The sequence below is a fragment of the Kitasatospora sp. NPDC058243 genome, from assembly GCF_042882025.1.
GTDB lineage: Bacteria > Actinomycetota > Actinomycetes > Streptomycetales > Streptomycetaceae > Kitasatospora.
On the sequence record NZ_JBHVWW010000086.1, the window covers coordinates 1 to 19461 of the forward strand.

General features: G+C 73.6%; 17 protein-coding genes and 1 pseudogene. 9 read left to right on the forward strand and 9 right to left on the reverse strand.

Annotation, left to right across the window (positions count from 1 at the left end; genetic code table 11):
* The coding region (locus ACFVX9_RS35715) for a hypothetical protein (RefSeq protein ID WP_387985970.1) at window positions 1-713 on the forward strand (713 nt) is incomplete at its 5' end.
* On the forward strand, window positions 710-1780 hold the full coding sequence (locus ACFVX9_RS35720; protein WP_387985973.1) for a hypothetical protein: 1071 nt from the start codon (window positions 710-712) through the stop codon (window positions 1778-1780). The genes ACFVX9_RS35715 and ACFVX9_RS35720, both read left to right, overlap by 4 nt.
* 43 nt (window positions 1781-1823) lie before the next feature.
* Here ACFVX9_RS35720 and ACFVX9_RS35725 read toward each other — a convergent pair whose 3' ends face one another.
* A complete protein-coding gene (locus ACFVX9_RS35725) occupies window positions 1824-2747 on the reverse strand; it encodes an endonuclease/exonuclease/phosphatase family protein (protein WP_387985976.1) in 924 nt (307 codons plus the stop codon).
* A 166-nt stretch (window positions 2748-2913) separates the two neighbouring features.
* Complete coding sequence (locus tag ACFVX9_RS35730; RefSeq protein ID WP_387985979.1) at window positions 2914-3564, reverse strand: M15 family metallopeptidase; 651 nt, start codon at window positions 3562-3564, stop codon at window positions 2914-2916.
* A gap of 206 nt (window positions 3565-3770) precedes the next feature.
* Here ACFVX9_RS35730 and ACFVX9_RS35735 point away from each other — a divergent pair, with 206 nt between their 5' ends.
* Window positions 3771-4442: a response regulator transcription factor gene (locus tag ACFVX9_RS35735; protein ID WP_063353004.1), complete on the forward strand. Its 672-nt coding sequence runs from the start codon at window positions 3771-3773 to the stop codon at window positions 4440-4442.
* Window positions 4439-5572 carry a sensor histidine kinase gene (locus ACFVX9_RS35740; RefSeq protein WP_387985982.1) on the forward strand — a complete coding sequence of 378 codons (1134 nt, stop codon included), beginning with the start codon at window positions 4439-4441 and terminating at the stop codon, window positions 5570-5572. Before ACFVX9_RS35735 ends, ACFVX9_RS35740 begins: the two co-directional genes overlap by 4 nt.
* A gap of 40 nt (window positions 5573-5612) precedes the next feature.
* On the opposite strand, the gene ACFVX9_RS35745 is transcribed toward ACFVX9_RS35740, so the two are convergent.
* From ACFVX9_RS35745 to ACFVX9_RS35760, 4 genes are all read right to left on the reverse strand, one after another.
* Window positions 5613-6305, reverse strand: a complete 693-nt coding sequence (locus tag ACFVX9_RS35745) for a hypothetical protein (protein ID WP_380484660.1) — start codon at window positions 6303-6305, stop codon at window positions 5613-5615.
* Window positions 6306-6460: 155 nt separating this feature from the next.
* The gene (locus ACFVX9_RS35750) at window positions 6461-7066 is read right to left on the reverse strand and encodes an SGNH/GDSL hydrolase family protein (protein WP_387985986.1); all 606 of its coding nucleotides are present in this window, start codon (window positions 7064-7066) and stop codon (window positions 6461-6463) included.
* 291 nt (window positions 7067-7357) lie between these two features.
* The gene (locus tag ACFVX9_RS35755) at window positions 7358-7573 is read right to left on the reverse strand and encodes a DUF397 domain-containing protein (RefSeq protein ID WP_380378207.1); all 216 of its coding nucleotides are present in this window, start codon (window positions 7571-7573) and stop codon (window positions 7358-7360) included.
* The gene (locus ACFVX9_RS35760; protein WP_387985990.1) at window positions 7557-8402 is read right to left on the reverse strand and encodes a Scr1 family TA system antitoxin-like transcriptional regulator; all 846 of its coding nucleotides are present in this window, start codon (window positions 8400-8402) and stop codon (window positions 7557-7559) included. The genes ACFVX9_RS35755 and ACFVX9_RS35760 overlap by 17 nt, the downstream gene beginning before the upstream one ends.
* Before the next feature lie 1022 nt (window positions 8403-9424).
* On the opposite strand from ACFVX9_RS35760, the gene ACFVX9_RS35765 reads away from it, so the two are divergent.
* The 3 genes from ACFVX9_RS35765 to ACFVX9_RS35775 all read left to right on the forward strand — a co-directional run bounded on the left by ACFVX9_RS35765 (window position 9425) and on the right by ACFVX9_RS35775 (window position 12076).
* The gene (locus ACFVX9_RS35765; RefSeq protein WP_380559758.1) at window positions 9425-9910 is read left to right on the forward strand and encodes an NUDIX domain-containing protein; all 486 of its coding nucleotides are present in this window, start codon (window positions 9425-9427) and stop codon (window positions 9908-9910) included.
* 886 nt (window positions 9911-10796) lie between these two features.
* Window positions 10797-11678: a radical SAM protein gene (locus ACFVX9_RS35770; RefSeq protein ID WP_380378215.1), complete on the forward strand. Its 882-nt coding sequence runs from the start codon at window positions 10797-10799 to the stop codon at window positions 11676-11678.
* 35 nt (window positions 11679-11713) lie between these two features.
* Complete coding sequence (locus tag ACFVX9_RS35775; RefSeq protein WP_380378217.1) at window positions 11714-12076, forward strand: hypothetical protein; 363 nt, start codon at window positions 11714-11716, stop codon at window positions 12074-12076.
* Window positions 12077-12217: 141 nt separating this feature from the next.
* On the opposite strand, the pseudogene ACFVX9_RS35780 reads toward ACFVX9_RS35775, so the two are convergent.
* A pseudogene (locus ACFVX9_RS35780) lies at window positions 12218-12544 on the reverse strand (NADH:flavin oxidoreductase/NADH oxidase); the annotation flags it as partial.
* A 262-nt stretch (window positions 12545-12806) separates the two neighbouring features.
* On the opposite strand from ACFVX9_RS35780, the gene ACFVX9_RS35785 reads away from it, so the two are divergent.
* On the forward strand, window positions 12807-14132 hold the full coding sequence (locus ACFVX9_RS35785; protein WP_387985995.1) for a cytochrome P450: 1326 nt from the start codon (window positions 12807-12809) through the stop codon (window positions 14130-14132).
* 93 nt (window positions 14133-14225) lie between these two features.
* On the opposite strand, the gene ACFVX9_RS35790 is transcribed toward ACFVX9_RS35785, so the two are convergent.
* The gene (locus tag ACFVX9_RS35790; RefSeq protein ID WP_387985998.1) at window positions 14226-14501 is read right to left on the reverse strand and encodes a hypothetical protein; all 276 of its coding nucleotides are present in this window, start codon (window positions 14499-14501) and stop codon (window positions 14226-14228) included.
* Between the two features lie 254 nt (window positions 14502-14755).
* Between ACFVX9_RS35790 and ACFVX9_RS35795 the strand changes: the two genes are divergently transcribed.
* Window positions 14756-18163, forward strand: coding sequence for a BTAD domain-containing putative transcriptional regulator (locus ACFVX9_RS35795; RefSeq protein ID WP_387986001.1), 3408 nt, complete (start codon window positions 14756-14758; stop codon window positions 18161-18163).
* On the opposite strand, the gene ACFVX9_RS35800 is transcribed toward ACFVX9_RS35795, so the two are convergent.
* Complete coding sequence (locus ACFVX9_RS35800; protein WP_387986005.1) at window positions 18146-19414, reverse strand: serine hydrolase domain-containing protein; 1269 nt, start codon at window positions 19412-19414, stop codon at window positions 18146-18148. The two genes, ACFVX9_RS35795 and ACFVX9_RS35800, sit on opposite strands and share 18 nt — an antisense overlap.
* Window positions 19415-19461: the final 47 nt, after the last annotated feature.

The following is a 19461-nucleotide window of genomic DNA, read 5'->3' on the forward strand; positions in this document are numbered from 1 at the left end:
CGGGTGCCGCGACGGCCGCGGCGGCGCTGGCCGGGGTGGCCATCGGCGTCGGCATCATCAAGACCCAGTACGACGACCCCGCCCCGGCCGTCGCCGCCGGGCCGTCCGCCGCGCCCGTCCCGACCGCGACCGCCACGCCGTTCGGCGCCAAGTCCAACGGCAACCACTTCGGTTCGCTGCGCGACCTGCTGCTGCCCGTCCCGGCCGGCTACGAACCCGGCCCGGACGAGGGCGGCTACGGCAACGACACCGAACTCGGCGCCGAGTTCCTGTCCGCCGAACTGGACGACGAACTCCAGCAGATCCCCAAGGACAAGCGCGACAAGCTCCGCTCCTACTGGGAGGGCCTGCACGTCAAGGCCACCGGCGTGCGCACGTACCGGACCACCGAGGACGACCTGGTGGTCGGCCTGAAGCTGCGCCAGTTCAACCAGCAGGAAGTGCAGAAGCTCAACGAGTACACCGCGGTCTTCACCGGCGACACCGGCCTGTTCCGGATCGGCCCGGAGATCCCGGGCCACCCCGAGGCGCACTGCTACCTGATGCCGGCGCCGCCGTCCGCGCCGATCGACTACCTGGAGTGCTCGGCCGCCGAGGGCGACCTCCTGGTGGTCATGAACGTCGAGGGCGTGGCACCGCTGCCCAAGGACCGGATCGTCGCCCTCTTCACCCTGCAGCTCGACCGCCTCGCCCGCCCGGGAGCGTCCGCATGACCGACCACGCCACCCCGCACGAGCCCGCCGCCCTCGCCGAGACCCCTGCGGGCACCTCCGCCGAGGCCGCCACGGAGACCCTTGCCGAGAACCCCGCAGGCACCCCCGCCGAGATCCCCGCCGCTCCCGGCGCGGAGACCCCCGCGGAGACTCCCGAGGAGCACGAGGCCCGCCTCGCCCGGCGCAGCGCCCGCCGCAGGGCGGCCGCGCGCTGGGCCACCGCCACCCTGGTGTTCGCCCTCGCGGGCACCGGCGCCGCGCTGGCCGTCACCGCCCCCGAGCGCACCGACCTGCCCGGCCTGGCCACCCCGGGCGACGGCCGCTACACCTTCCCGCCGCTGACGCTGCCGCCACTGCCCTCCGGCAGCAGCGCGCCGGACCGTACGGGCGGCAAGGGCGCCCTGCACGCCGCGGACCTGCGCTACCTGCTGCTGCCCTCCCCCAAGGAGGCCGGCGGCAGCCTCACCCCGGCGCTCTACCCGGTCCCCACCGCCTCGGCCACCGGCACCCCGTCGGCGAGCGCGACCCCGAGCCCGACCGCCACCGCCACCGCCTCCGACTCCGCCTCGGCGTCGGCCTCGGCGGGCGCGAGCCCGTCCACGGCCCCCGCCGGCCAGGCCCCGGCCGACTGGGTCACCTGCGACGCGATCCTCGCCGACCAGCGGGACCCGGCCGCGCTCCGCGAGCTGCTCCTGCGGGACGCCTGCCGGGCGGCCACCGTCCGGGAGTGGACGGCCTCCGACGGCACCCGCACCCAGATCCGGCTGCTGCGCTTCGGCGCCTCCTTCGAGTCCTGGAACGTCTTCTCCTCCCTGCGCTCCGACGCCAGGCCCAATGCCCTGCCCGGCGCGAAGAGCACCTCCCACAGCGCCTGGGACACCGTCGAGGGCGTCCACCTGGACGCCCAGGAGAGCACGGCGAAGGGCACCAAGGGCACCCCGAACGCCCGCGTCGCCTACCTCTGCGCCTCCGACCTCGTCGCCGTCGTCACGATGACCAACCCCGACGGCGTCCCGGACGCGGCCTTCCGCCAGGTGGTCACCCTCCAGTCCGACCTCCTGGCCTGACACCGGCTCCCGCGCCCGCCGCCACCCCCGCGCCTGCCGCCCCTCACGCCGTCAGCCGGGCGGCGGCGGGCAGGTGGTCGCTGGAGGTGGCGGGCAGGGTCCAGGCGGCGGTCGCGGACAGGCCCCGGGTCATGACGTGATCGATCCGGGCCAGCGGGAAGACCGCCGGCCAGGTGAACCCGAAGCCGCCGCCCGCGCTGTCCTGCGCGGAGCTCAGCCGACTGGTGACCGGGGCGAGCGCGTGGTCCCCGGCGGCGGTGTTGAGGTCGCCCAGCATCAGCACCCGGGGCAGGGGCTCCTCGTCCAGCGCGGCGCCGAGCGCGGCGAGGTTGCGGTCGCGGTGAGCGGTGGCGAAGCCGGTGACGTTGAGCCGGACGGAGGCGAGATGGACCACGTACACGGCCAACGGCCCACCGGGGGCCTGGACTTCGGCCCGCAGCGAACGGCTCCAGCCCGGGTCGATGGTCAGCCGCCGTGCGTCGGTCAGCGGGTGGCGGCTCCACAGCGCGACGGTGCCGATCCGCGTGCGGTGCGGCAGTTCGGCGTCCAGCACGTGCTGGTAGACGGGCAGCGCGGCGTCGGTGACCTCCTCCAGGGCGACCAGGTCGGGGCGGGCGGCGAGCAGCGCCCGGGCCGTGCCGGCGGGGTCCGGGTTCTGCGCGCTCACGTTGTGGGTGACCACGGTCAGGCCCGCACCGCCGGCCGGGCCCGCACCGCCCCCCGGCGGCGGGCCGCCGTCGGCGAGCACCGGCCCGAGCACGACGGCCCACACCGCGGCCAGCACCACCGCGGCGCACGCCGGCACCGGCGCGCGGCGCAGCGCGGCGACGAGCAGGACGGCGGGCACCACGACGCCGGCCCAGGGCAGGGCGCTCTCCCACAGGCTCCCCAAGTGGACGCCCAGGCTCGGCACCCGCCGGTGACCGGCCAGGGCGAGGGCGGTCAGCAGGGCCACGGTGGCGGCCACGCGGCCGCGCCGCCAGCGCCCGACCGGCGGGCGTTGCTGCCGCTCCCGACGGCATCGACGGCCGCCCGGGCGGGAGACACCCGCCGGAGCGCTCCCCGCCCCCGCCTGCGGGCCCGCTCCCGCCCCCGGCGCGAGCCCCTCCTGCGATCGGATCATGAACGGCCCCCTACCCGGCCGCGTCGGGCAACAGGGCCGGGCAGGTCCCGCCAGGGCTGGTCAGCAGCTCGAAGTGCCAGATCTCGTTGGCGTACACCTGGCAGAGCCCGTACCGCGCGCCGTGCTGGATCAGCCAGTAGTCGGTATTGGTCGGGCCGATGTCGATCGCCTTGCCCGAGACGTGCGCCGACTTCTCCGGCGTGTTCACGAACTGCCTGGCCCGCTCCAGACTCCCGTACCTGGCCACCCCCTTGTCGAGCAGCCGCTGCTGGTACTCCTTGCTGCGCCAGCCCGAGGTGACGGTCATCTCGATGCCCTGGGCGCGCGCGTCCCGGGCGGCCTGCTGGACGGCTTCCAGCAGCGGCCCGTCCAGGTTGCCCACCGCCGGCGCCCCGGTGTCGAACGGGGTCAGCGTCGTGCCGTCGGGAATGTCGCCGTCCGCCCCCGCCGAGGAGCCAGGCCCCGGAGCGAGGGAGGAGGAGAACGGCGCGACGGTGGCCGCCAGGGTCCGCAGCGCCGCCTCGGTCGCCGGCGGATCGGCGGCCGCGCAGGCGCCGGCCAGCGCCAGCACCACCACCGCCCCGGTGCCCACGGCCACCGCCCGCCGGCCACCTCCCGCCGTCCGCCACCGCGTCGCCTCCTGGCGCGTCGTCCCGTCCATCGCTGCCTCCCGGCGCTCGTCATCTCGCCGCGACGGGGAAACCCGGCGGCCACACCATGGGAGGAAATGCGGTGTTACCAGGACGTCTGCACTAACCGATACGTTTTCGATAGGCCCGTTCGTGTCCAATGGACACCAACGGCAACGGCAACGACAACGGCAACGGCAACGGCAACGACAGCAAGAGCGGGACGGGAGAACAGCGCGTGCGGGTCCTGGTGGTGGAGGACGAGATCTACCTCGCCGAGGCGGTCCAGGCGGGCCTGCGCCTGGAGGCGATCGCCTGCGACATCGTCACGGACGGCGACGCCGCCCTCGAACGCCTCGCCGTCCACACCTACGACGTCGTCGTCCTGGACCGCGACATCCCCGGCACCCACGGCGACGACGTCTGCCGCACCATCGTCGAGCACCGCCTGGGCTGCCGCGTCCTCATGCTCACCGCCGCCGCCCGCCTCAACGAGAAGGTCGCCGGCTTCGAACTCGGCGCCGACGACTACCTGACCAAACCCTTCGACCTCGCCGAACTCGTCGTCCGGCTTCGCTCCCTGGCCCGCCGCCCCGCCCAGGCCGCGCCCCCCGTCCTCGAATACGCCGGACTGCGCCTGGACCCCTTCCGCCGCGAGGTCTACCGCGACGGCCGCTACGTCGCCCTCTCCCGCAAGCAGTTCGCCGTCCTGGAGGTCCTGATGACCGCACGCGGCGGCGTCATCAGCGCCGAGAACCTCCTCGAACGCGCCTGGGACGAGAACGCCGACCCGTTCACCAACGCCGTCCGCATCACCATCTCCGGCCTGCGCAAACGACTCGGCGAACCCTGGGTGATCCAGACCGTGCCCGGCGTCGGCTACCGCCTCACCGACGGCACCCCCACGTGAGCGCCCCGCCCCGCACCCGCCCCGCGCCGCGACCGCGCCGCCTGACCGCCCGCCTGCGGCTCACCCTCAGCTACACCCTCTTCGCCGTCATCACCGGCACCCTCTGCCTGGCCGTCGTCTACATCGGCATGCGCTACATCCCCAACTACCCGCTCACCTCCTCCAACCCCCGCGACCGCCTCTCCGCCCCCTCCCGCCAGGAGATCCTCCGCTCCCTGCTCACCATCTCCGGCTACGCCCTGGCCCTGCTCACCGCCGTCGGCACGATCGGCGGCTGGTTCATCGCCGGCCGCGTCCTGCGCCCCCTCCAGGACATCACCGGTGCCGCCCACCGCGCCGCGAGCGGAGCACTCGAACACCGCATCGCCCTCGCCGGCCCCCGCGACGAGTTCACCGACCTCTCCGACGCCTTCGACGAGATGCTCGAACGCCTCCAGCGCTCCTTCGACGCCCAGCAGCGCTTCGCCGCCAACGCCTCCCACGAACTGCGCACCCCCCTGGCCATCACCCGCACCATGCTCCAGGTCGCCGCCGCCGACCCGGCCCGCCAGGACTGGACCACCCTCGTCACCCGCCTCCAGGACACCAACCAGCGCGGCATCGAGATCAGCGAAGCGCTCCTCCAACTCGCCGACCTCGGCCACACCGCCCCCGAACTCGAACCCCTCGACCTCGCCCGCACCACCCGCGACGCCCTCGCCGCCGTCCAGGAGGAGGCCGCCGCCCTGGGCGTCACCGTCACCACCGACTGCCGGCCCGCCCCCGCCACCGGCAACCCGGTCCTGCTGCGCCAGGCCGCCGTCAACCTGCTGCAGAACGCGCTGCGCCACAACCTGCCGACCGGCGGATCCGTCACCGTCACCACCGGGGCGGACCCCGCCGACCCCGGCCGGGTCCGGCTCGCCGTCACCAACACCGGCCCCCGCCTGGCCCCCGAGACGGTCCCCACCCTCACCGAGCCCTTCCTGCGGGGCCGCGGCCGCACCGCCCAGTCCGACCCCGCCCGCCGCGGTCACGGCCTCGGCCTGGCCATCGTCGCGGCCATCACCGACGCCCACCACGGCGACCTCGGCCTCACCCCCGCCCCCGGCGGCGGCCTGCACGCCACCCTCAGCCTCCCGGCCCGCTGAGCCCCGGCCGCCGAACCGCCGAACCACTGAGCCGCCGGCCTCACCCCGTCGGCTGCCCCGGCCGGCCCGGCACCCACAGCGGCACCGGGCCGCCGAGCGCCATGTACCGGGCCGCGTCCTCCTCCAGCCACCCGTCCACCCGGCCCGGATCGCCGCCGCACGACTCCACCAGCGCGGCGGCCGCGATCCGGGCACAGGCCAGCATCAGCGCCAGGGTGTCCCGGCGGTGGTACCGCTCGCGGACGTAGGCCTCGCCCCGCTCGTCGATGCGCCGGCCGTGCGCCTCCCGGCCCTCGGCCGCCGAAGCGCCCCCGCCCCCGTCCCCGCCGTCGGCGGTGACCGCCTGGACGCCGTGCCACACCAGGGCGAGCGCGGCCGGTTCGGCCGGGTGCGTCACCTCCGCCCGGCCCGCCTGCTCACGGGCCTCCGCCGACCGCCGGCCCAGCCACTCCAGCACCGCCGGCACGTCCCCCTCGCGCGCCTGGAGCACCAGCTCCGCCGCCCGGTACGCGAGCGCCCGCAGGACCTCCCCGGCCGGCACCCGCAGCCCCGGCGCCGGCGGCTCGCCGAACGCCAGCCAGGCGTCCGCGAACGACGCCGCCCGCATCCGCCCCAGCCACGCCGGAGCCCCGGCCGCGTCGCCCACCCACTCCTGCGCACCCAGCCGGACCAGGCCCGCCGCGGCAAGCCGCGCCGCGTCCCCGTCCAGCCCGCACAGCCGTCCACCCCTCACCGCGCACCCCCGTCAGCGCCCTCAAATCCCGTGACGGGCACATCCCACCACACCAGGACGCAAGCGAACTAGACAGGGACCCGACAAAAATTCCGGACGCCGCCCAGCCGCCGATCAGCGGCAACCGCCCCGACGGCCCGCCCGGCGCGGCCCGCTCACAGGGCGGTGAGCTCGCCCAGCCCCAGTGTGCGCAGCGTGTGGTCGGCCAGGTGCAGGTGGCCGACGCCGTTGGGGTGCGTGGGGTCGTCCAGCCACGGGATCGCCTCGCCGCCGGGGAACTCGGCGAGCCAGTACGCCTCGTGGTCGACGAGCAACGCGCCCGTCGCCGCGGCGAGTTCGCGCACGGCCTGGCAGTACGCGGGCAGCTCGGGGCGGGCGACGCGCCCGGCGTGGCTGGCCACGAGCGGCGTGTGCAGCACGATCTGCGCGCCGGCGGACCGGGCGACGATCTCGCGCATGGCGTCGCGGAACTCCCCGAGCCCCTCCAGCCCGGCGGGGGCGTCGTTGGTCCCCAGCGAGAGCGACAGCACGTCCGGTGCGAACCGCCCGATGACGAAGTCGTACGCCCCGAGGACGTCGGTGGCCCGCCAGCCGGACACGCCGGTGTTGACCACGACGTCCGTCAGCCGGCCGAGCTGCCAGCAGAGGCGTTCCTGCACGTGCTCCACCCAGCCGCGCGCGCCGTGGGTGTGCAGGGCGGCCCGGGTGATGCTGTCCCCGGCCGCCACCCAGGTCATCGCACCGTTCGACAGTTCGACCATGTGACCATCCCCCTTTGATGGTTCGTCCTGTGCCGCGGTCCCCGCCACGGTACCCGAAGAGTTGATCACAGGTGCGCGGGACCGGCGGGCGGCGGGGCGGGCCTCCACGGGGAACCGGGCCGCCGGAACCGCAGGGCCCCGGCCGCACGCGCACGAGTGCCAGGGGCGCGATGGGCTGTGCGGGAAGTATGTCCAGAGGCCAGGACAGCTGTGCCGGAAATGCCGGTAGGAGACGACGAGACCCCGCCGCTCCGGAAAGGGGCGGCGGGGTCTCAGGGCAGCACACCGACGTCAGACGTCGCCGAACTCTCCGGAACGGACGGCGGTGACGAACGACTGCCAGGCGTCGGCAGGGAAGACGAGGGCAGGACCCTCGGGGTCCTTGGAGTCACGGACGGGCGCCAGGCCAGGGAAGTCGGCAGTGGTCTCTACGCAGGTGCCCCCGTTGTCGCTGTAAGTCGACTTGTACCAGGCAGCACGAGACAGCTCGTCAGGGTGGGGAGTCATGGTCGCTCAGTTCCTCTCGTGCCTTGCGAATCATCTCCAGCGAAGCGACCTGGGATGGCGCTTCAACCTGGAGTCGATGGTAGTCGTCCTCCCAGGCTGCGACAGTGCGAGGGCTCCGCACCACGTAGCCGCGTTCAAGGGACTCGGAGTAGCCAACCACCTTTCGGTTCGCGAAGCCGAGCAGGGTCATGGAGACGCGAAACGGCGCCTGTTCCGCGAGGTAGAACGGTGAGATCTGGATGATCACGTTTGGGCGGGCGGCTAGGGCCTCCAGGTGAGACAGCTGTTCCGCCATCAGGGCCCGGCCTCCTATGGCTCGACGGATGCAGCTTTCATCCAGAACAGCGTGGATCAGTGGGGGCTTGTCACGATCAAGTAGCTGTTGCCGGTTCGCGAGGACCCTCAACCGCTCGGCGGCCTGAGCCTCCGTGATTCGGCCCCGTCGAACAGAGGCGGCGGCCAACGCGGCGGCGTAGCTCTCGGTCTGGAGCAGCCCAGGCACGATGTTTGCTTCGAAGACCATGATGCGGGTTGCGCGAGCTTCTTGTGCCGCGTGCTCCGGGAACCCTTCCAGCAGGGCGGAAGCCCTCAGTCCCCACCACATCGTCTCTAGGGTCGCTTCCAGCCCAAGGTGCTCATCGCATTTTCGCGCGAAGTCAAGGCTGGGGGATTTGGTGGCCGTTTCGACGGCAGAGATGTGCGTGTCTGAGTAGCCAATCAGGGCGCCGAGTTCATGCTGCTTCAGGCCCGCTGCCTCGCGTGACATGCGAAGACGGACCCCGAAGGCATCTCGCGGAGACTTCTGTGGATCAAGCTTCTTGCGGTTCACAAGATCAACTCCAAATCCCCTGGGTTAACTGGGAAGTTGAGGACCTTCCGATGGTAGGGGAGAGTGGGCCACCCTGGTAGTCACGCAGCCACGGAGCGCAGTTGTCCGTTGGCGAGACGCTGAAGCGCTCATCCCCCATGGCATCTTTGCGGAGACCCCCATGTCCGAAGACCCGAAGTCCGTGCCCGTGCTGTCCAGCCTCGTTCGACACGAGGTGGTGAAGGACTTGGCGCACTGCGACGACGACGGCAAGCCGCGGGAAGAGGTCTTCGTGGAACTCCTCTGCGGGGCCGCCTTCCTGAGGCCGCTCGGTGGGGGCCGGAGTGGACGACCAAGCCCGATCAGCTGCGACAGTGCAACCCGAGGGAGATCGCGCCGGGTACGGGATGCAACCCGCACCGCCGGCCGCTCTCGTGACGGTCGAACTGGCCGCCGCAACGGCCGTCAAGCGGGGAAGGTAACGCCCTTGAAGCGAAGTTTCGTTGCTAGGCGGGTTGCTGCGGCGACCCTCGCCATTCGTGGCCGCGTTGGCGAGATGGCGTTCCGTACTCGGAGCCGGCTGATCGGTCGGTGGCGCGCGGGCCGGTGGCGGCTCGCGTCGCCCCGGGGTCGCATCCGGCTGCAAGACCGGGACATTGAGCGGTTTCTCTCCAGCCCGAGGTGCGCCCCCGCCCTCGCTCGAAGAAGGGGTGAAGTCCCTTGAACGCCAGTCGAGTTGACGTACTTGCCGCCAATCCGCGAGACCTTCGATGTACTCCTGAGGCGCTGGCCGCGATCCGGTTGCGCATGGGACTGAGGGCCGAGCCGGCTGCCCGCCCGCAGCGCGAGCAGGGCAGCGGTCGTGAGTGGGTGGTGGAGTCTCCGGCCGGCCAGTGGTGCGGATGGGAACCGGGCCCGCCGGACTGACAAGTTCCCGTCGTCGCAGCGCGAGTGCTCATCCTCTGTGACGACGGGGTTCAACGTCCGTTCGCGAAAGATGGCCGCGAACGGACGGGTACCGGCAGGAAGACCTCCCCTGCCGGATGGGTCCGAGGGCAGTTGGCGAACGGCCCTTGTTGAGCCGCACCGCTCCCCGCCAACGCGCCTTGGCGGGGAGCGGTCGCCCCTCAACCACCGGCCAGAGGAGTCCTGATCCTCTGGCCGGAACCCCCGCCCCGGGGACGGTACTTACGCACTGGTCGCGGCCGGATGCCCGGGGCGGGCCCATCTATCTACCACCATCGAGGGACCACCCGTGGCATACAGCACCATCCCCCCCACGCCCGCCGCGACGTCGCATCGGCGTTCTGGTCTTGATCCGCCGCCAGAACGGCGACGTCCTGCTGGTTAGGCCGCGCTACCGGGAGGATCACATCCTGCCAGGTGGGGGCGTCCATCCCGGCGAGCAGCTTGCTGACGCCGCCGCTCGTGAACTGGCGGAGGGGATCGGGTTGAAGCGCGAGTTCACGCACGCGTTGGCGATTGATCAGATCCCGGCCAACCCGGACACGGCGCGTCCGAGGGGCTGAACATCGTGCTCGACGGCGGAGTCATGCCCGACGCCGCGGCCGCCGCTCTCTCGGTACCCATTGGGGCCGCCGCGGAGATCGAAGAACTCCGGTGGGTCCCGATGGACAAACTCCCCATGTTCACACTGCCGTTCATGGAACGCAGGATTCGCCAGGCCGTCGCCGCCGCGTTGGTCGGCATCAGGCTGCCGCTGCTCTACGTCGGCGAGCCGGCCGACGAGCGTCACGCCGCGTAAGCCCCGAAGACTCCCGCGCCGCCACTCCGGGTGGCTGCACCCGTGAAGTGGGCTTCCCTGCGCGGGACCGGTCCCGTCCGTACGCGCATCCCCCGTCGCGGACGGGCGGGACCACCAGACCTACAGGGAGACGAGAACCATGCCGACCCCGAGACGGCACCGACTCCACCACGCAGAGCCGGACCCGCACGAGACGTTCGAGACCGCCGCATATGCGCTGGAGGTGGAACTGAACGCGAGCGGTTGTCAGTGCCACCGCCGGGCGTCCGGTTTGTGTGTCAACGCCCTTGGGCGGCTGGTACGTCCACCACGACGGACGCAGGGGCGAAGTGGTCCGGCGTGCGACGAAGCACAACCCGATCACCGGAATCATCACGCGGACCGCCGTGCAGTTCCGCCACTTCGACCAGAACGGCCAGGAAAAGTTCTGGGCCCTCGCGTGTGCGGGCCCCCCGCACGTTGAGAACCCGTACGAGGCGAGGCACCCCAACCGGCCGCCGAAGTCCGCCCAGTAGCACCCCACAGACTCCCGTTCCGTCCGTGACCACGGCAGTGACGGGCCATCACCATCCCCGAGAAACGCCGCGGCTCCGCCCGGAGCTGCGGACGGTCCTGCCCGCCCCCCGGCGGGCACTCTCAAGGAGGCGCACATGAGTACCAAGACCCTCCCCAGCCGGTTGGAGTTCGTGTGGTTGGAGGTGACCGGGTTCTGTAACGAATCCTGCTCCCACTGCTACGCGGACTCGGGTCCGCAGGGCGACCACGGCATCATGACCGAACTCGACTGGCGGTCGGTGATCGATCAGATCGCCGACATGGGCGGTGCGCACGTGCAGTTCATCGGCGGCGAACCGACGCTGTACCCCGGTCTCGCCGACCTGATCGGCCACGCCCGCGACCGTGAACTGTCCGTCGAAGTCTTCAGCAACATGACCCACATCACGCCGGAGCTGTGGGAGACGTTCGCGAGCCGGAACGTCAGCCTCGCGACGTCCTACTACAGCGACCAGGGCGACGACCACGACGCCGTGACTAAGACCCGCGGGTCGCACCGGAAGACCCGCTCGAACGTCGAGAGGGCCGTCTCCCTCGGAATCCCCATCCGGGGCGGGGTGATCGCCGTCAACCCCGGTCAGCGGACCGTCCAGGCCGCAACCGACCTCCTGAGTCTGGGGCTCACGGAGGTAGGCGGCGACCGAACGAGGGCGTTCGGCAGGGCGAGCCGAGGGGTGCAACCGAAGGTGTCCGACCTGTGTGGGCACTGCGCGCACGAGAAGTGCGCCGTACTGCCGAGCGGCGACGTGGTGCCCTGCGTCCTCGGTCGGTTCATGCCGGTCGGGAACGTGCTCGAAATGTCGCTGGCGGACATCTGGTCGGGCGAACGCCTCGCCGCTGCCCTCGCCGAGATCGAACGGAAGTGCGACAAGGCTCAAGCCTGCCCGCCGCCGCAGTTCCTTCCGATGTGCGGCCCGTGTCAGCCGTGTGTGCCGACGCTGGGCCACTGCGACCCGCCCGGGGCGTCGATCGCCTAGGCTCGGAGCCCCATCAGGCGGAGTAGGGAGCGGAAGTGGACGACCACGGCGACGGGATCGGCCAGGACTGGACACCATGGCCCGGCGACATGGCCAACGGGTGGCAGCCGGCTCGGACCCCTGATCAGTGGCTCGATGTCGCTCGGTATGTCCGCCACTCGGCGAACAAGATCGGCGACCCGCTTCCGCTCTGCCTCCCCGGGGAGCCGCACGAGTGCGGGCGCAGTGCTCAGCAGCACGCCGTGGTGTGGGGCGCCGTACTCAAGGCGAGAGCGCACCACGTCATCGAGATGGCCGCACCCACACAGGAGTACGGGACGTGGGCAGCAAAAACCCACTTCCGTCGACTGCTGGACAAGCTGCGGGCAAAGCCCGTCGAAGGTACCGAGATCGAGTGACAAGCGGGCGCGGGATTCCGTACGACATCGCACTCCACGCAGCAGAGCCCCCGGAGACACTTGGTGGTGTCATTCCGGGGGCTCTGTGCTACGTCGTGGCTGGTCAGCTAACTGATGGATGACCTGATAGTCGGAACAACTGGCGTGGGCGAGCTGGAGGGCCGGCACGGTGCCCTGCGCCGTCAGGAAGGAGGTGATCCGCCGGAAGGCCGCGACCTGGGTGTCGTTCCAGATCCCGAGGTCGTAGGGGGTGATGCGGCCTTCGGGGCTGACGGCGGTGGCCTCCATGATGATCATCCCCGTGCCGCCGGTGGCGCGTGCCGCGACGTGGGCGAAGTGCCAGTCCGTCGGGGCGCCGGCCGCGTCGCCGTCCGGAGCGGCGCTGTACTGGCACATCGCCGCCATCCAGACGCGGTTGGGGACGGTCAGGGTCCTCAGGGCGTAGGGGGTGAAGAGGGTGGTGCTCATGGGCGGACTCCTGTCGGCGGAGGCGGGGCCGGAGGCGGGAGGGGCGAGGGGAAGCCTTCTCGAATGATTGCAGGTGCACTTTGCGTGACACCACAATAGTTGTGTGCGCCGATTGTTTGCAAGCGCTGGCAATTTCACCCGGCGTCGCCACTGCCGGCCGGACGCGCTCCCGCGCGATCCTGGTCCCCACGGCCGTCGGCGCTGCGCCGCCCGCGTCCACCGTCCGGGCGGCGGATCCGACCATGCGTCACCAGGAGGTCCGATGAAGATCCCCGGTCCCGACCCCCGGCCGGACGGCGGGGTCGGCGCCATCGCGCAGGCGGGCGGGCTGCACGCCTACCAGCTGCGGCTGCACGCCGAGTACGGCCCCGTGGCACGGTTCCAGCTGCCCGGCGCCGAGACGGCCGTGTCGGTCGCCGACCCGGTGCTGCTGGAGGCCACCGCGCACCTGGACCGCCGCCCCGAGCGCCTGTTCTCCTTCCTGGACCCGCTGTTCGAGGCCGGCAACCTGCAAGTGCTCCCGGCGGACGAACACGCCCCGTGGCGCCGCACCCTGTTCTCGGTCCTGGCCAGCCGCCCCTCGCACGAGCAGGCCTTCGACCGCTTCACCGCGCTCGCGACCGGCCTCGCGGACCGCTGGGTCGCGCGGGGCGCCCGGGGCGAGGCCGTCGCGCTGCAGCAGGACCTGACCGCCCTGTCCCTGCGGATGATCTGCGCGTACGCCCTGGGCGGCGAGGTCGAGGGCCCGGACGTCGTCGCCGCCGCCTTCGAGGAGGTGCTCGCCGACTACCTGGAACGGCTCTACCAGGTGCCCCCCGCCGTCGACCCGCAGGAGCGCGCCGAGCGGACCGCGCGGGCGCTCGCCCTCCTGCGCGCGACGGTCGACCGGGTGATCGCGGCCCACCGCGACGGCGGCCGCGCCGACCGCGGCGACCTGGTCGGCGCACTGGTCGAGGCCGGCGAGCGCCCCGCCCGGATCCGCGACACCGTCCTCGCGACGATGCTCGCCGCCCACCACACCACCGGCGTGGCCGTCTCCTGGACCCTGCACCTGCTGGGCCGCCACCCCGAGGCGGCCGAACGCGTCACCGGGGAACTGGACCGCGTGCTCGGCGACCGCCCGGCCCCCGGGTACGCCGACCTGCGGCGCCTGCCGTACCTGCGGACGGTCCTCCAGGAGTCGATGCGCCTCTACCCGCCCGGCCCGTACGGCGCGCGCCAGACCACTGAAGCGCTCACCCTCGGCGCGTACGAGGTCCCCGCCGGGGCGGTGGTCTTCTACCCGTTCTGGGCCATCCACCTGAACCCCGACCACTGGCCCGAGCCCGAACGGTTTCGCCCCGAGCGCTTCACCCCGGAGCAGGCGGCCGGACGCGCGCGGCTGGCCTGGGTCCCCTTCGGGTTCGGCCCGCGCAGCTGCGAGGGCGCCGCCCTGGCCATGGTCGAGTGCGAACTGCTGCTGGCCGTCCTCCTCAAGCGCCTGCGCTTTCGGCCCGTGCCGGGCCACCGGGTGGTCCCGATCGAACGGTTCGTCCTCTGGGCGGCCGACGACATCCGCATGCTCGTCAGCCCGCGCGGGGGCGGGTGAACGCCGCCGCCCCGCGCGGCCCCCGGCTCCGGGCGTGCGGGTGCCCCGGGACGGTTCGTCCCGGGGCACCCGGCATGGGGAGAGCGGAGGGGATCAGCCCCCGATGCCGATACCGGTCTCGGTGGCGTAGCCGGCGACACCGTTGGGGCCCACCGCGACGGCGGCGTCGAGGAACGAGGCACCGTCAGGACCGAACTGGACATCGGTGATGTGCAGGGCACTGCCGTTCGGGCCGACGGAGAACGCCCCGTGGTCGTAGTTCAGGGAGGGGATGTTGTCGGGCGTGTCGGCGGAGGCGATGGTCGCCCCGCCGAGAACGAGCGGGAGGCAGAGGGCGGAGACGGTCAGGACGCGGCGCGCAGTACGCATGGGGGAAGAGCCCTTCCAGATAAGGGTGGTGATGGTCGATCGGACTGCCACGAAATGGCGTCCTGTCACCATCCACACACATTCGTATGCGGAGCGCTACCGGGGATGGCTGTCCGGGGCTACCGGTTCACCCGGGCCCCCCCATCGCCGCCCCCAGGAGGTGAAGGGCGACCCGCCGGAGCCGGGGGAGCGCGCCGCCCGCGCGCCGCCCGGCGACTTGACGCTCGAACCGGTGCTGCTGCGATAGTGACCCGGTGCGCGTCGGCCTGCTTGGACCCCTGGTACTGGACGCCGGAGCGGGCCCGCTGCCGATCGGCGGCGCGCGGCTGCGGGCGCTGCTGGCCTACCTCGCGCTGGACGCCGGCCGCGCCGTCCGGCCCCAGGTCCTGGTGGACGCGCTGTGGGCCGAGGCGCCACCGGCCGACCAGGCGAACGCCCTGCAGTCACTGGTGTCCCGCCTGCGGGGCGTCCTGGGCGACCCCGCGCTGCTCACCTTCGGACCGGCCGGGTACCGGCTGGCCGTCGAGGCCGGTGCGGTGGATACTGCCCGGTTCGAGCAACTGGCCCGCTCCGGCAGGCACTTGCACGCACAGGGCCGGCCGGCCGAGGCCGCCGCCGCCCTGCGGGAGGCCCTGGCCCTGTGGCGCGGCCCCGCGCTGGCGGACGTGCGCGAGGCGCCGTTCGCCGACACCGAGGCCGGGCGGCTGGAGCGGGCGCGGCTGGCCGCCCTGGAGGACCGGATCGAGGCCGACCTCGCGCTGGGCGCCGGACCGGAGCTGATCGCCGAACTCGAATCGCTGACCGCGCGGCACCCGCTGCACGAACGGCTGCACGCCCAGCTGATCCGGGCCCTGGCCGCCGGTGGCCGGGGCGCCGAGGCACTGGCCGCCTACCAGCGGCTGCGCGCCCGGCTGGCCGACACCTTCGGCAGCGACCCCGGACCGCAGCTGCGGGCGGCCCATCTCGCGGTCCTGCGCGGCGAGCTCCCGGCACCCCCCGACCACCGGCCGCCCTCCGGCCACCGCACGCCCGACGACCAGCCGCCACCCCAACAGCCGCCACCCCAACGGCCGGAACCCCGCCGACCACGGCCGCCCGGCAACCCGGACGCGCCGCTGACCAGCTTCGTGGGCCGCGAGGACGACATCCGCCGGGTGGCCGAGCTGCTCGGCCGAGCCCGCCTGGTCACCCTGGTCGGCCCCGGCGGGTCCGGCAAGACCCGGCTGGCCACCACCGCCGGCCGCCGGCTCACACCGCCCGGCGGGGTGTGGTTCGTCGCCCTGGCCCCGGCCGGCCCGGCGGACGTGCCCCGCGCGGTGCTCGACGCCCTGCGCACGCGCGAGGCAGACCTGCCCAAGAACGCCGCGGCCCCGACCCGCCGCCCCGGCACCCCCGAGGAGATCCTGGACCGCCTGACCGAGGTGCTCACGCACGACGACCCGGTCCTGGTGCTGGACAACTGCGAACACGTGATCGACGCGGCGGCCACGCTGGCCGAGACCCTGCTCGGCCGGTGCCCCGGGCTGCGGGTCCTGGCCACCAGCCGGGAGCCGCTGCGGATCGACGGCGAGAACCTGCACCCGGTACTCCCCCTGGAACTGCCCGAACCCGGCTCGACGCCCGAACAGGCCCGCGCCTGCGCGGCGGTCCGGCTGTTCCACGACCGGGCCACCGCCGTGTACCCAGGCTTCGCCGAGGAGGACGGCTCGCTGGCGGCGGCGGTCGAGATCTGCCGCCGCCTGGACGGCCTGCCACTGGCGATCGAACTGGCCGCCGCCCAACTGCGCACCCTGCCCGCCGAGGTGGTCGCCGCCCGGCTGGACGACCGGTTCCGGCTACTCACCCGGGGCAGCCGCACCGCCCTGCCCCGGCACCAGACGCTGCGCGCCGTGGTGGCCTGGAGCTGGAAGCTGCTGGCCGCCGACGAACGGGCGCTGCTGGAACGGCTGTCGGTGGCGCCCGGCAGCTTCACCGAGGACGCGGCGCAGGCGGTCGGCGGGCTCGCCGCCCCGCACGCCGACCACCACTCGGGCGACCGTGAGGCCCACGACGCCCCCACCCCCGACGCCCCGGCCCGCGACGTCCGGGAGCTACTGGCGGCGCTGGTCGACAAGTCGCTGCTGCACCCGCTCGGAGCCGCCGCCACGGGCGAGCCGCGCTACCGGATGCTGGAGACCATCCGGGAGTACGGCCTGGAGCAGCTCACCCGCCACGGGGAGGCCGGCGCCGCCCGCGAACGCCACTGCGGGTTCTTCCTCGCCCTGGCCGAGACCGCGGAGCCGCGGCTGCGCACCCGCGACCAGCTGCGCTGGCTGGCCCGGCTGTCGGCCGAGCGGGACGACCTGCTGGCGGCGATCCGCTGGGCGGTGGAGTCCGGGGACGCCGCGACGGCGGTCCGGTTCGGCGCCGCGCTGTGCTGGTTCTGGTCCATGCGGGGCTATCCGCCGGAGTCGCTGGACCTGCTCGAACGGGTCCTGGAGGTCCCCGGGCCGGCCGATCCGGCGGCCCGCGCGCTGGTGATCGCGACGTACGAGGTCGGCACCGAGTCCATCGGCCGACCGGAGGACAGGACGGCCGCCTTCGGCCGGATCGAGGCGGCGATGGCGGGCGTCGACCCCGGTGTCCACCCCCTGCTGGAGCTGGCCCGGCTGGCCGCGGCCATCGCCGGCCCGCAGCCGCCGCCGCACACGCCCGACCCTCCGGCCCCCGCGGATTCCCCGGACTTCCCGGACGGCGAGCGCAAGGACCCCTCCAGCGGCCCGTTCGCCCTGCTCGTGCGGGGCCTGCTGACCCTGCACACCGGGGACGTCACCGAGGCGGCGGGCTTCCTCGCCCACGCGCTGGCCGGTTTCGAGGCGCTCGGCGAGCGGTGGGGCATGGCGACCGCCCTGAGCACCCTCGGTTCGCTGCGGCGGCGCTCCGGCGACCTGGCCGGCGCGCTGGCGATGAACGAGCGGGCCACCCGGTACTTCCAGGAGCTCGGGATGCAGGAGGACACGGTCGACAGCGATGTCCAGGCCGCCCTGATGCGCGCCCAGGCCGGGGACGCGGACGGCGCGCGGCGGCAGCTGGAGGGCCTGCTCGACCAGGTGGCGCAGGCCGGATGGGCCGAGCCCAGGGCCCTGGTGTGCCTGGGCCTGGCCCAGCTGGAGTGGCGGGCCGGGCAGCGGGAGCAGGCCCGCGCACACGCCCTGGCCGCCCTGGCCCAGGCTCCCGGCGTCCAGCCGGTGCCCTCGCACCTCACCGCCTTGCTGCTGGGCGTGCTCGCGCAGCTGGACGCCGCGGACGGCCTGCCCGACGCGGCGGTGCGCCGGCTCGACCACCCGGCGGTGCACCTGGTGCTGACCTGGAACTCGGCGGTCGCGGCCCGGATCGCGGTGGCGGCCGCCGACATCGAGCTGTGCCGCGGCCGGCCGGGGGAGGCGGCGCTCCTGCTCGGCGCCGCCGACCTGCTGCGGGGCTCGGACGACCTCGGCGACACCGACGTGCACAGGATCGCCGGGCGGGCCACGGCCGACCTGGGAGCCGCCGGGTTCGCGTCCGCGCACGCCGCGGGTGCGGCGATGGCGCGGACCGAGGCCAGGGACCTGCTGTCCGCGATCATCACCGCACCCGCACCCGCACCCGCGGCCGGGCCGCCCCCGTCAGTGAGCCGGAACTGAAGCCGGACCCGGAGCAGGGGCCGGAGCAGGGGCCGGCTTGCCGAACATGGCGCAGGTCACCGCACTCTGCAGGGCCTGGCCGGCCGCGGTGAGCTTCGCGTCGGCCCCGAACTCGAACAGGAACTCGGTCGCGATCAGGACGGTGGCCGTACGGCTGCCGGTGCCGTCGGTGAGGTTGGTGCTGGAGTAGCCGGTGATCCCCCCGTCGTGGGCCCAGACGGTGCCGCAGGGGGTGCGGCCCGTCTCGATGCCCAGGCCGGAGCCGGGCCCGTCCACCGGGTTCTGCGGGTCCATCGGCACGGTGGTGCGCAGCTGCGCCAGCTGGGCCGCGGGCAGCAGCCCGCCGGACATCAGCGCGTTGTAGAAGCGCGACCAGTCCTGCGCGGTGGACACCACGGCCCCGGCCGCCCCGCCCCAGCCCGGGTCGTTGCCGGAGACGTCCACCCGGCCGTCGCGGTGCACCCCGGCCACGTCCCGGAACGCCGCGGGCACCTGCGCCGGCATGTGGGCGGAGTCCGGCTCGTAGCCGCGCACGTACCGGCCGCGCCAGCTGCCGTCCGTGGCGAGGTAGGTGTGCTTCAGGTTCAGGGGCCGGGCGATCCGGTCGCGGACCAGGTCGGCGAGGCTCGCCCCGGTGACCCGCTCCAGGACGGCGCCGACCGCCGCGTAGTCGGTGTTGCTGTAGGACCACCGGGTGCCCGGCGGGAACAGCGCCGGGCGCTTGACGCCCACGGCGAGCAGTTCGGCGGAGGTCCACCGGTGCGGGTCCTTGCCGAGGATCGACGGCAGGACGGCGGGGTCCTCGGTGTAGTCGGCCAGGCCGCTGGTGTGGTTCAGCAGCATCCGCAGCGTGATCGCCCGGCCGTCGGGCACCTGGCCCGGCAGCCACGCCTCCACCGGGTCGGTCAGCGCGAGCCGCCCCTCGGCGGCCAGTTGCAGGGCGATCACGGCCATCATGGTCTTGGTGTTGGAGCCCATCCGGAACTCGTCCCCCACCGCGAGCCGCTGGTCCGCCGCGGCCCAGGGGGCCTGCTCGGCGATCTCGACGGGCCGGCCCCGGCCGTCGTCCACCCGCACCACCACCCCCGGCGCCCCGGCAGCCACCAACTGCCGTGCCAATTCCTCCAGTTGAGCCAGCTGCGCCTCGGCCCCGCCCCGGGTCGCGGAGGGCGCGGACCCGGCGGTGGTCAGGGGGGCCGGGAGCGCCGGACCGGCGGCCAGTCCCACGGTGAGGGCCGACGCGGTCAGCACGAGCGGCGCCAGCCGCAGGCGGCGCGACCACCCCGTCCGGGACGGCG

Coding starts and splice junctions, on each gene's coding strand:
- ACFVX9_RS35720 (WP_387985973.1), top strand. CDS start 710: ATGACCGACCACGCCACCCCGCACGAGCCCGCCGCCCTCGCCGAGACC.
- ACFVX9_RS35730 (WP_387985979.1), bottom strand. CDS start 3,564: ATGGACGGGACGACGCGCCAGGAGGCGACGCGGTGGCGGACGGCGGGA.
- ACFVX9_RS35750 (WP_387985986.1), bottom strand. CDS start 7,066: ATGGTCGAACTGTCGAACGGTGCGATGACCTGGGTGGCGGCCGGGGAC.
- ACFVX9_RS35755 (WP_380378207.1), bottom strand. CDS start 7,573: ATGACTCCCCACCCTGACGAGCTGTCTCGTGCTGCCTGGTACAAGTCG.
- ACFVX9_RS35765 (WP_380559758.1), top strand. CDS start 9,425: ATGGGTCCGAGGGCAGTTGGCGAACGGCCCTTGTTGAGCCGCACCGCT.
- ACFVX9_RS35770 (WP_380378215.1), top strand. CDS start 10,797: ATGAGTACCAAGACCCTCCCCAGCCGGTTGGAGTTCGTGTGGTTGGAG.
- ACFVX9_RS35785 (WP_387985995.1), top strand. CDS start 12,807: ATGAAGATCCCCGGTCCCGACCCCCGGCCGGACGGCGGGGTCGGCGCC.
- ACFVX9_RS35790 (WP_387985998.1), bottom strand. CDS start 14,501: ATGCGTACTGCGCGCCGCGTCCTGACCGTCTCCGCCCTCTGCCTCCCG.